Source organism: Dyadobacter arcticus, from assembly GCF_011762185.1.
GTDB classification, from domain to species: Bacteria; Bacteroidota; Bacteroidia; order Cytophagales; family Spirosomataceae; genus Dyadobacter; species Dyadobacter arcticus.
This window is the reverse complement of the sequence record NZ_JAASQJ010000003.1, coordinates 519462-531614: the sequence shown is the minus strand read 5'-3', so window position 1 is coordinate 531614 and position 12153 is coordinate 519462. Positions and strand designations below refer to the sequence as shown.

The 12153-nt window shown below is 44.1% G+C and carries 12 protein-coding genes; 5 read left to right on the top strand and 7 right to left on the bottom strand.

Annotated features, from left to right (window positions below):
- Positions 1-20 precede the first annotated feature (20 nt).
- The gene (locus FHS68_RS15785) at positions 21-590 is read right to left on the bottom strand and encodes a Crp/Fnr family transcriptional regulator (RefSeq protein ID WP_167271797.1); all 570 of its coding nucleotides are present in this window, start codon (positions 588-590) and stop codon (positions 21-23) included.
- 221 nt (positions 591-811) lie between these two features.
- Between FHS68_RS15785 and FHS68_RS15780 the strand changes: the two genes are divergently transcribed.
- The 5 genes from FHS68_RS15780 to FHS68_RS15760 all read left to right on the top strand — a co-directional run bounded on the left by FHS68_RS15780 (position 812) and on the right by FHS68_RS15760 (position 6451).
- Positions 812-3244: an ABC transporter permease gene (locus tag FHS68_RS15780; RefSeq protein WP_167271795.1), complete on the top strand. Its 2433-nt coding sequence runs from the start codon at positions 812-814 to the stop codon at positions 3242-3244.
- Between the two features lie 126 nt (positions 3245-3370).
- Complete coding sequence (locus FHS68_RS15775; protein ID WP_167273296.1) at positions 3371-3895, top strand: RNA polymerase sigma factor; 525 nt, start codon at positions 3371-3373, stop codon at positions 3893-3895.
- On the top strand, positions 3882-4721 hold the full coding sequence (locus FHS68_RS15770; RefSeq protein ID WP_167271793.1) for a HEAT repeat domain-containing protein: 840 nt from the start codon (positions 3882-3884) through the stop codon (positions 4719-4721). Before FHS68_RS15775 ends, FHS68_RS15770 begins: the two co-directional genes overlap by 14 nt.
- Before the next feature lie 24 nt (positions 4722-4745).
- Complete coding sequence (locus tag FHS68_RS15765) at positions 4746-5609, top strand: DUF4097 family beta strand repeat-containing protein (RefSeq protein WP_167271791.1); 864 nt, start codon at positions 4746-4748, stop codon at positions 5607-5609.
- A gap of 5 nt (positions 5610-5614) precedes the next feature.
- Positions 5615-6451: a DUF4097 family beta strand repeat-containing protein gene (locus tag FHS68_RS15760; protein ID WP_167271789.1), complete on the top strand. Its 837-nt coding sequence runs from the start codon at positions 5615-5617 to the stop codon at positions 6449-6451.
- 2 nt (positions 6452-6453) lie between these two features.
- On the opposite strand, the gene FHS68_RS15755 is transcribed toward FHS68_RS15760, so the two are convergent.
- The 6 genes from FHS68_RS15755 to FHS68_RS15730 all read right to left on the bottom strand — a co-directional run bounded on the left by FHS68_RS15755 (position 6454) and on the right by FHS68_RS15730 (position 12152).
- Complete coding sequence (locus tag FHS68_RS15755) at positions 6454-6888, bottom strand: MarR family winged helix-turn-helix transcriptional regulator (RefSeq protein WP_229211921.1); 435 nt, start codon at positions 6886-6888, stop codon at positions 6454-6456.
- A 138-nt stretch (positions 6889-7026) separates the two neighbouring features.
- Positions 7027-7740, bottom strand: a complete 714-nt coding sequence (locus FHS68_RS15750; RefSeq protein WP_229211920.1) for a CBS domain-containing protein — start codon at positions 7738-7740, stop codon at positions 7027-7029.
- A gap of 220 nt (positions 7741-7960) precedes the next feature.
- A complete protein-coding gene (locus FHS68_RS15745) occupies positions 7961-8728 on the bottom strand; it encodes a hypothetical protein (RefSeq protein WP_167271787.1) in 768 nt (255 codons plus the stop codon).
- Positions 8729-8815: 87 nt separating this feature from the next.
- Positions 8816-10744: a response regulator gene (locus tag FHS68_RS15740; protein ID WP_167271785.1), complete on the bottom strand. Its 1929-nt coding sequence runs from the start codon at positions 10742-10744 to the stop codon at positions 8816-8818.
- Positions 10745-10746: 2 nt separating this feature from the next.
- Positions 10747-11340, bottom strand: a complete 594-nt coding sequence (locus tag FHS68_RS15735; protein ID WP_167271783.1) for a chemotaxis protein CheB — start codon at positions 11338-11340, stop codon at positions 10747-10749.
- Positions 11337-12152 (bottom strand): CheR family methyltransferase, encoded by an 816-nt coding sequence (locus tag FHS68_RS15730; RefSeq protein ID WP_167271781.1) that lies wholly within the window; start codon positions 12150-12152, stop codon positions 11337-11339. Before FHS68_RS15730 ends, FHS68_RS15735 begins: the two co-directional genes overlap by 4 nt.
- Position 12153 lies beyond the last annotated feature (1 nt).

The window sequence follows — 12153 nt, the reverse complement described above, 5'->3', positions numbered from 1 at the left end:
ACTTGATCTAGATCAAGAAATCAAATCAGCTGTTTTCGCCTTATCCTGCTGATGGTTTCCGGTGTCATTCCAAGCATGGAGGCAATATATTGAAGCGGCACCTGATTGAACAGTTCGCGGTTATTTTCAAATAAGATATTGTAGCGTTGCTCGGCGGTCATTGATAAAAAAGAAAAAACGCGGTCTTCCAAGGTTGTGAAGCAATGTGCGATGAAAAGCTTTTCTGTAACCGGCCATTTTGGTATAAAATCACCAAGACGATCGTAATCTGCTTTATCAATAGTGTAAAGGGCAGTATCTGCAAGTGCCTGGATGTTCCAGCGGGATGGATTGCCAAATACCAGGCTTGACAGGTCGGCTATGAAATATCCTTTTGTCGAAATCCATTGCGTTACCTCCCTATATTCTAGCTCCACGAAAACCCGCAACATACCCGACTGGATGAAACTCAGCTTATTACAGGTTTTGCCGCTTTTCAGATAATAACCTCCTTTTTGAATCATTTCGGGCTTAAAGAATGAGGCTACCTTGTTCAGGTCGGTTTGATTGAAGTCAAAATAGGTTTGGAGATATTGTTCTAAGTCTGTCATCAATGAAAGTGTTAACGCATAAATTTAGTAAAGCGGCGGCCGATTTCGTACGAAAAGTGTTCGGAAGTGAACATTCGTGGCTAAGAAAATTTCCTAAACACCCGAGAATCACAACATTTGCAAACTGGCATACCTTTTATACCAAGAACTATGTTATACAAAGTACCGCCTGTTAGCCATCAAAATAAACCAAGTTTTTCCCTTTTACATTTACCTTAATCATGATTAGAAATTACTTTAAAATCGCCTGGCGGACCTTACTCAGAAACCGCGCCTTTTCCGCCATCAATATTGTCGGCCTGGGAATGGGACTGGCTTCCTGCATGCTCATCAGCCTTTATGTACTCGATGAATTGAGTTTTGACAGGTATAATGAAAAAGCCGACCGCATTGTTCGTGTCGTATTTAAAGGTGTGATGCAGGGAGGAAAATTCAATGAGGCGCACGTCATGCCGCCAACTGCCGCTGCATTAAAAGCCGATTATCCCGAAGTTCAGGACGCGACCCGCCTGCGGCAGGGCGGTTCACCATTGGTATTATTGGGTGAAAAACTCTTCACCGATGACCGTCTGGCATATGTAGACTCGAATTTTTTCCAACTCTTCACATTACCACTTATCGAAGGCCAGGCAAAAAGCGCGTTATTGAACCCGAATACAGTTGTTATTTCAGAGACGCTCGCTCGGAAATATTTTAGGGAAAATGACGCAATGGGAAAAGTTTTGACATTCAAGGGCACGGACAATATGTATAAAGTGACCGGGGTGATGAAAGATATACCTGCCAATTCCCATTTCCATTACGATATGCTGGCGTCCATGTCCTCGCTGGATGAAGCAAAATCGCAATCGTGGATGATATCTGAGTTTTTCACCTACCTCCTGCTTCCCAAAGATTACGATTACAAACGCCTTGAACAAAAGCTTCCGCAGACGGTCAGCAAATACATGGGTCCGCAATTAAAGCAGGCAATGGGCGTAACATTGGCTGAGTTTCGCAAAAAGGGAAACGACATAGGCTTGTATCTTCAGCCTTTAACTGACATTCACCTACACTCTGACTTTGAATATGATCTGGGCGGCAACGGAAATTTAAAATACGTCTACATTTTTAGCGCTGTTGCAGTAATTATGCTGCTGATTGCGTGCATTAATTTCATGAACCTCTCTACCGCCGGTTCGTCCAAGCGCGCCAGAGAAGTCGGTGTTCGAAAGGTAATGGGTTCGGAAAAAATAGAATTGGTCAGCCAGTTTTTGATGGAATCGCTTCTGCTAACCGGCATTGCTTTGATACTTGCAACTGTTATATGCCTGATCTGTCTTCCGTTGTTCAATAATTTATCAGGCAAAGAACTTTCATTGCGATTGGATGCGTTACCTGGCCTCATTCCTGGCGTCCTGTTATTTGGCTTGTTCGTGGGCATATTTGCCGGCAGCTACCCTGCATTTTTCCTTTCTTCTTTCAAGCCCATTTCAGTTTTAAAAGGTGGCAGCGCGACCATCAAACTGGGATCTTCGGGCAGGAATATTGGATTGAGAAGCAGTTTGGTTGTTTTCCAATTCTTTATTTCAATCACCTTAATGGTCGGCACCACGGTGGTTTACCAACAATTGAAATTTATCCAGAACAAAAAATTGGGTTATAATAAAGAGCAGATCATGATTGTACCCGGGTGGGCTTTGGGCAAAAATTTTCCGGCGTTTCGGGATGAAATCATGGGAGACGCCCGGGTTGATAAAGTGAGCATGTCTGGTTATGTTCCCGCGGGAGCTTCGGACAACAATAATTTCATGGTAACAACAGGGAACAATGTCGATCAGTTTGTGAAGACGCTTCGTTACGAGGTGGATTACAATTACATCCCAACCCTGGGTATGGAAATTACGGAGGGCCGCAATTTTTCCAAAGCCTACGGTACCGATTCACTGGGAATTATTGTGAATGAAACGGCTGCAAAAGCAATGGGATGGACTGATGGGGCGCTTGATAAGACGGTTTCCCGCAGGGACAACGAAGGTCAGCAAGTCACTTTTCGTGTGATAGGTGTTGTCAAAGACTTTCACTTTCGCTCCATGCATGAAAAAATAGCACCACTTGTAATGACACTTAGTGAAGGCAGCGGTTCCATCATTATTAAAACCAGGACCAAAGAAGTGGCTGGGCTGCTCAAATCCATGAAAACGCATTGGGAAAGCTTCAAGCCGGACCTGCCTTTCACCTATTCTTTCCTGGATGAACGCTTTAATGAAACCTACAAAGCGGAACAGAAAACCGGCAAAATATTAGGCTTATTCGCAGGATTGACCATTTTCGTCGCATGTCTGGGTTTATTCGGACTGGCAACTTTTACTGCCGAGCAGCGTACAAAGGAAATTGGGGTTAGAAAGGTATTAGGTGCCTCGGTTGCTGGAATCGTGGCTTTGCTTTCGAAGGATTTCTTGAAACTGGTGGGTATTGCAATGGTCGTTGCCGTTCCAGCAGCCTGGTACATGATGGACAAGTGGTTACAGGATTTCGAATACCGGATCACAATTTCCTGGTGGATGTTCGCAATAGCCGGAATGCTTTCCATCGCAGTAGCACTCTTTACAGTTTCATTCCAATCCATCAAAGCCGCATTGATGAACCCTGTCAAATCGCTGCGGTCAGAATAATATGAATGTAAAAACAGAAGAAATATTTTCTTATTTATTGTAACCTTTCCCAATACCCCGAGTTATCACAACAGAATCAAACAAAAAAGGCTAAACCATTTGAACGCGCTCACAGACAATTCGCTGATGCTCCGGGTTAAAGCCGGCGACCTGGACAAAATGGGCTTGCTGTTTGAACGGTACAACCGGCCACTGTTTGCATTCTTTTACCATATGACGCATACAACCCACGCCAGTGAAGATCTTGTTCAGAATGTGTTTTACCGGATGCTCAAATACAAACATACCTTCACAGGAGAAGGCGAATTCAGGACCTGGATGTATTATCTCGCCAGGAATGTGCTGAATGATTCGGTGAAGCAGAACAAGACGGCCAATCATTATGATGTGAATGAAATGGCGGACAAGATCGGCGGCGGCACATTGGCGGATGAAGGTTTGGAAAAACAACAGGACAAGGATTTTCTGCACAAAGCAATGGCAGGATTGAGTGAAGAATATCGGGAAGTGCTTATCCTGAGCCGGTTTCAGGACTTGAAATACAACGAAATAGCGAAAGTGCTGAACGTTAATGAAGGGACGGTAAAAGTGCGGGTACACCGGGCACTGGGTGAGTTAAAAAAAAAGTTTTTTACCAATGAAAGGAGATAACGCAATGGGCTGTGAACATAACAAGGAAAAGTTGACAGACTGTCTGAATAACAGGCTCAGCAAAGGAGAACGATTGGAGGTTGACAACCATTTGACCGAATGCATTGCCTGCCAGGAAGAATTCGCGATGGATAAGCAGCTTTGGGATAGTCTTGGAAAAATGAGAATCCCCGAGCCGGAAGAAGCGATGCGCACTAATTTTTACCAAATGCTGGATCAGTTTAAAAAAGCTGAAAAAGCCGACGAATCCTTTTCATGGCAACATATCATCGAAAAAATAAAGGATTTTGTGTTACCTCAGTGGTCAATCCAGCTTGCATTCAGCCTTTTGCTCGTTGGGCTTGGTCTGGTGATTGGACGTAAGACAGGGAAAGACAATGTGAAAGCAACCGATTACCAACAGAAAATTGAGACCCTTGCCTCGGAAGTGGAAGAGATGAAAAGCACCATGATGCTTTCGCTGATCGAGAATCCTTCGGCCACTGAGAGGCTTCGGGCTGTAGGTTACACAACTGAGATCGTCAATGCCGATGAGCGTGTAATAAATGCGCTTTTTACGACCTTAAACAACGACGATAATGTGAACGTGAGGCTGGTTACGCTCGAAGCACTTACGCAATACACAAGCGATGCTGCGGTGCGGGAAGGACTTGTGAAATCGCTGCTTGTCCAGGATTCGCCGATGGTTCAAGTCGCATTGGCGGATGTGATGGTTAAGATGCAGGAAAAACGCTCCATTAAAGCACTCAGGACCTTGCTGAAAAAAGAAGGGCTCAATGATCTGGTGAAGAACAAAATTGAGCAGTCGATCAAGGATTTATCTTAGAAAACCATCATCCATTTATTAGCTATGAAATATCTTGCAATCCCCTTACTGGCGGGAGCAGTGTTCTGCTGCACCCAGGCCCCGGCACAAAAGCTGGAATTCAAAGAGCATATCAGCAAACAATTCACTTTAACTCAAAACGCGTCTGCCAATACTTTGGCGATTTATAACGTCAATGGCTTTATCAAAGTGGAGGGCTATAATGGGGACAAAGTTTTGCTCGAAATTGACAAAACCATTTCAGCAAAAACCCAGGAAATTTTGGAAACAGGCAAGCAGGAATTCAAAATTGATTTTGAACAAACGGCGGATAGTATCACGGCCTACATTACCAACCCTTTTGATTCCCGTCCGGATCGCAATAATAAAAACTGGAATGGTCCGAAAATTCATTATCACTATGAACTGAATTTCACGGTAAAAGTCCCCTACTCTCTGAATTTGCATGTTTCAACGGTTAATGGCGGTGATGTGACGGTGAACGATGTCACTGGTTCACTTGGCGTTTACAATGTTAACGGCGCTATTAAGCTGGTAAATGCAAAGGGTGCAGCCAATGTACGGACGGTCAACGGGAATGTGGACGCCAATTACCTGACACTCCCGCCCGGCGAATCTGATTTCAAAACGCTTAATGGCGATATCAAGATCAGCTACCCCGCAGCGCTGTCGGTGGATTGCCAGTTCAAGACCTTCAACGGGAATTTTTATACCGATTTTACAGAAGTAGAATCTTTGCCCGTGAAAGTGATCAAGAATGAGGAAAAGAAAGACAATAAGACGGTTTACAAGCTCAGTACCGACACCCGGATCCGCATTGGAAAAGGCGGCGCTGTCTACAAATTCGAAACATTTAACGGAAATATTTATCTTAAAAAACAATCATAAACACAATGAAGACCAATTCAATTTTATCCCTCGCCTTATCCACTGCCCTCACATTGAGCCCGATTATGCTGTGGGCACAAACTGAATCCAAAGAGACATTGACCATACCATTGACAGATCCTGCCAAACCCGGAACTTTAAATGTGGGCTTGATCGCAGGAAGTATCCACATCACCGGAACTACTGGAAACCAGGTGATCATTGATGCATCGGCTAAAAACGAAGAAAAGAAAGATAAGCCCAGTGATGCCCAGGCTGGCGGAATGAAGCGAATTTCCCCCGGGAATGCCGCACTGGACATTACCGTAACCGAGCAAAACAATACAGTGAAAGTGAATTCAAGGGCTAGCATGAACGCCGTAAATCTGAACATTAAGGTGCCCCAGAAGTTTACGCTGGTCGTCAGCACCATAAACGAGGGAGATATTACCGTTGAAAACGTAGATGGCGAATTGGAAATTAAAAACGTGAACGGTGATATTAAACTCACTAATGTATCCGGCTCGGCGGTTGCCAATACCATTAACGGAACATTGAAAGCTGTTTTCAAAACCGTCAACACGACATCACCAATGGCATTCTCAACGCTCAATGGCAATGTGGATATAACCCTGCCTGGTACAGCCAAATTTGATGTGAAAATCAAATCCGACCGAGGCGAAATTTACAGCGACTTTGATGTGGACGTGGACAAAAGCCAGCCGCAGGCTACCCGTTCAGCCAAGGACGGTATGTATAAAGTTTCTATTGAGGACTGGGTAAAAGGCAAGGTCAACGGCGGCGGCGGGGAGATCATGATGAAAAATATGAATGGGAACATTTATGTGCGGAAAGCGAAGTAGCATTACTTAATTGTCGCGCCCAATTCCTGTAACATTTTCGAAAAATCATCCAGTTTTTTTGTCTTCACCACTGTTAAAATCTGCTCGGTTACCTCTTCTGCGGTGGCCGAGCTTTCGTTTAAAATCTTCTTCCCGGCATTCGCCAGCTTTACATAACTCACACGGGCATCCCGGCTGTTGGCTTCCCGTTTTACCAATCCCAATTTCTCAAGAGGCGTCAGCATTCTCGTAATTCCTGACGCCGTCAGGCCGATTTTTTCGGCGAGATCAACCCGTCTCAGTTTCTCATCCGTCGCTTCCCCGAGGTGATACAGGATCATAAATTCGTTCAGACTGATGCCGTGGCTGCTCAGTTTTGTATCGAACCGCTTGAATATCAGCGATTGGACCATGGTCAGGTTTAAAAAGAATTTCAATGCAGGCGTTGTGTTTGACATAAGTTTGAATGATGCTTGATCTTTACTTGATATATACTTGACTATTCAAGTATTATACAAATATATATCATTTGTATTTAATTAGATAACAATCATTTATGAAAATTTGGATTTAAAATAATGTTTCACGTGGCACTTCTACCCTGAATGCGAGCGCAATAGCTGGCGGTAGCTGTTCAGTATCCCAGATTTGGAAATGAAGCCTACAAATTCACCCGAAATCTTGACCACCGGCAGGTTCCAAGCCCCAGTTTCATCGAATTTTTTGACCACGCTCACCACGGTATCGAGGTCACTGATCACATTAGGCGGTTGCTTCATGAGGCCTTTGACGCTCAGCATATCATACACATCCGGATTGAAAAGCAGCGGGCGCACATCGTCCATGGAGATGATCCCGACGAGCTTCCTGTTTTCATCAATAACCGAGATCATATTGCGCTTGCCGGTCCGGAACATTTCGGCCAGTTCGGTACGCGACGCATTTACATTGATCACCTGAATGTCCTTGTCGATCAGGTCCAGGATATGCAGCAGGGATAGCAGGTTGCGGTCGTGCTCGCGGGTAAATATTTTCCCCTCCTCAGCCAGTTTTCGGAGATCGGGCGAAATAGGAGAAAACCATTTGACAGTTAAAAAGAAGATGACCGAAACGAGCATTAACGGAATAAAAAGATCATATCCGGAAGTGGAGAATGCTTTTAACAAACATATCACTGCCACGAAAACCAATACCACCCATTCGCGATAACTAATAAATCGAAAAAAGCTATTGTCAACAACAGCCTGGATTTTCCCGTCCGTAATCGCCTTGATGGTATCGTAACCTTCGCCAAACAGGGGCGGGTACAAGACACACAGAACAGCTGTACCGCGTAAAGTCCTTTCTGAATTTTAGGAAATTGTATAATTTTTTGAGCTGGTTTCTATTCACAATATCCTGATCTTTAAACCTTTACTTGAAATTGACTGAAGACTATCAATGCTTACTTATCGCTTTCGATGCAAGATAGTCTAAAACAAAAAACCCGTTGAAAACTCAACGGGCTTTTTGCAATTGATAAAGGCTGGTCTAATTAGCTCGTGCAAGCTGGACTTCCAGCTTAATATCTACATTGCGGTCGTTTTGATTGTACCGGGAACCGTAGCCGCTGCCAGAACCGATCCCTACGCCCATTCCGCCGCCCATTCCAATTCCGCCACCGAGGCCAATCCCAATGCGCGGACTAAATCCGGATTGCGAAGATTGACCATCTACTTTAATGCTTACCCCAAGCATGCCGGTTTCTCTAACGTTAACCGCCATCAGGCTGAAAGGAATTGCGATTTGTTCAGTCAGTTCCCCGTTTCTGTCCATTTCAATGTGCGACTTGATGCTTCCGTCGGGTTCAACGAGATTTATAAAATGCTGCCCTTTCACATCTTTCCAAACTGCTTCTTTATTGTAAGAATCCAAAAGCAGATCAAGACCAAGGCTGTTTGGAAGATCGGTATCAATCCTTTTCAGGGCTCTTCTATCCTCCTTCATTACCACTGGAAAAAGAAGAGAATACCCTTCCTTTTTCTGGCCCTCCGGACTGAAAGCAACTTTCAATCCGCTGTTAAGAATGTTCTGGATTGTATTGGGATCTTTGGTTTTTAATGTGATATATACATATTGCTCATCATTGATGATGCCGTACCTAAGCCTCGATTTTTGGTCCTGCTGATCCGGCTTGACGCCATCTGCATATGAAAAAGGCGCATTCCATTTTGATTCGTAGGTCATTGTTTTGGACGAGCTGCATGCGGCGAGGGTAGCCACGAGCAGTAATGTCCAACTGTTTTTTATACTTTTCATTTTGTCAGTTGATAACGATTACAATTACTTTTAATAACGAAATCCGTTAGTTAAAGATTACGACAAAAAGGAATAATTCGTTGCATGCTAGTGCAATGCAGTCACGCCCAGGAGTGAATCTATCTTCCTGTGCAGCTTTTCTGGCTCAAATGGTTTTGATAATGTGTCGTTCATTCCCGATGCCAGCGCTTGCTCTATTTCTTCGGGTAACACGGTTGCCGAGAGTGATAGGATGGGCGTTATGATTTTCAATTGGGTCCTGGCAATTTGCGCAGCCTGAAAACCGTCCATTTCCGGCATACGTGTATCCATTATGATCAGGTCAAAACGCTGCTCTTTTAAAGCGGCCACAGCTTCCTTACCGTTGTTTACTACACGCGCTTCCAAAGCCCAGGCTTTGAGATATTTTTTTAGTAAAAGTGCATTGATCGGGTTATCCTCTGCAACTAGAACCGTCTTCCCCGTGAAAGGAGGCAGATCCTGAAAAGAAATGGGAGTCCGTATAACATCGGCCGTTTCATTCGCATCCATGAGTAATAATGTGAAGAAAAACTGGCTGCCATCGTTGTATTTGCTATTTACTTCCAATTCGCTGCCCATTAATCGCACCAGCTTTTGGGAAATAGTAAGTCCTAATCCCGTACCGCCATATTGTAAAGAAGTATTTTCCGATGCCTGACCGTACTCTGAAAAGATATTCGCTATCTGATCTTCCGACATTCCTATACCCGTATCCTCAACACTAAACCTGACACTATGGCCCGCGTCGGTTTCGCCCAGGTGGTCTATTTTTAACATAACCTTCCCTGATTGGGTAAATTTTAATGCATTACCAATCAAATTTAATAGTATCTGATTAAGCCGCATGCCGTCCACTAGTACGCAATCAGGTACGGAATCCATGACCACAAGCTCAAAGCCAAGCTTTTTTTCATCCGCTTTAAACTTCATCAGATCGATAATACCTTTTCCCAACACCCGCAGATCTGTGGAGGATGGAATGATCGAAAACTTGCCTTCGTCTATTTTGGAGATATCGAGAATGTCATTTAAAATATTCAGCAGCGATCCAGACGATTGCCTCAGCATCTCGATCAGTTCTTTCTGAGAATTATCCAGTTGCGTAGCCGCAAGCAAATTTCCAAGGCCAATAATGCCATTAAGTGGCGTACGGATTTCGTGGCTCATATTGGCAAGAAAAGCCTCCTTCACTTTTCGCGACTTTTCCGCCTGCGATTGCGCGTCGATCAATGCGCGTTCGTGGGCTTTTCTTTTCTCCACATCATGCAAATTGACGAACAAGAGCCTGTTTTTATACATAATCCGCAATTCGAGCCAAACCGGCTGGCGCAGGCGTCCGTAAAACTGGTCTTCTACAACAATCGTTTCTCCACCGGTAAAGCTACGTTTGATCAGCACCTCTCTCAATTCTGAATTTACGGGATCTACCAGCAGGTCCAGCATGGTATTTCCCATTAATGCCGAAGGCTGCAATCCGAGAATTGTTTCAACAGATGGATTGATAGACAATATGTTACCCGATTCAGGTTCAACAGTCGCAATAATATCCGGTGAATTGAGAATAATGGTCGCGTAGTTTTCGAGCAACTTGTTCTTATCCCTGATCTCTTTTTGGCTGCGGGCCAGTTTGATCAGCGAATCGACCTTTGCATTGGTGATATACGGATCAAGTGGTTTGTATAAATAATCAATCGCGCCTGTTTTCAGCCCTCTCACGGCGTAGGTTGTCTCTTTGGAAATGGCCGTCACAAAGACGATCAGTATCTCTTTGGTTTTGGGGTTTGTTACCAGTGTTTCTGCAAACTCAAACCCATCCATTCCGGGCATCTGGACATCCACCAGTGCGACGGCAATATCGTTTTCCCAAACAATGCGCAATGCTTCATTGGGCGAGGTTGTTGCAAAAATGTCGATATCCTCCCTGCTGAGAATTGCTTTCAGAGAGATCAGATTCTCCTCCCGGTCGTCCAGCAATAAAAGTTTTGTATTTTCCATAGCTACATTGCGTGTGAATAAAGTATGTCCTGGACTACCTTGATGAGAGTGCTTTTGTAAATAATTGTATGCTTGTCATATTGCTGCAATGCCGCTTCCGGCATCCTCGGCGATTCTGCGTCCTTGGGATTCAGCACATAAGTTGCAAAGCCTTTTTGAGCTAATACCTTCACTCCAAATGCGCCATCGGCACTGGATCCTGAGAGTAGCAGTGCAGCTTTAACCGGGATTCCCGAAAATGCCGCGGAAATAAATGTGGCATCAATGCAGGGTCTTGAAAAAAAAACCTTTTCAGATAAATCATAATAAAACCTGCCGTCCGGCCCGATCAACAAATGGTAATCTGGAAAAGCGAAATACACGGTGTTTGTTTCAATGGTATCCAAGTGGTGCGGTTCACTCATAAACACATTCGTTCTATTCCTAAATAGCTCTGGCAAAACGGATGTGCTACTTTTTCCTCTATGCAAAACAAAAACAATCGCAAACGACAATGGTTGAACAAGCAGTTTCAAAATCTCCTCAAAAATCACAAAGCTACCGGACGAGCCGCCAATCAAAACCAGGCTTAGCGAATCATCTTTTTTTATATTCATTGTATTTTTTGGTAGATATTCAGCGTGCTGTCAATAATTTTGAAATTTTGTTCAATGCCTGAGTAACGCAGTGTTTCCCGCTTCCCGAGGCAGAGAAAACCCAGCATGCTGAGACTATCATAAAGTAACCGGAATACGTTTTGTCGTAATTCCAATGTAAAATAGATCATCACGTTGCGGCAGCTGATGAATTGGAATTCATTAAATACCCCGTCGCCGGTCAGATCGTGAAGGGAGAAGACAATTTTTTTTCTAATCTCCGGTGATATAACAGCCATATTATAAGCAACATGATAATAATCTGACAGGGAGTTTTTTCCAGCCGCCAATAAATAATTTTCGGAGAAAGTCCGTGTGTTGCCCAAAGTGAAAACGCCTTCGCGCGCGGCAGTCAAAACCTTATTATTCAAATCGGTCGCATAAATGATTGAGCGTTCGAGATAACCTGCTTCTTTCAACAATATAGCCATTGAAAATGCCTCCTCCCCGGATGCACAACCAGCTACCCAGAAACGCAAGGCGGGATAAGATTCGAGATAGCTGAACACATCTGTCTTGACCTTCATGAAAAAATCCGGATCCCTGAACATTTCGGAATAGTTGACCGTCAATTCCTGAATCAGGTCGTAGACTATTCCACCGCCCGGTTCAATATGTAAAAGCAGATCTTTCACATTCATGGTATGTTGCGTCAGATACCGGCTTGCCCTTCTTAACAAAGATGGTCGCGCATATCCTGAAAAATCAAAACCTGATATCTCGTGGATCCTGCCAATTAATGTCTCTAACTCAGAATATTCGATTAAAACCATA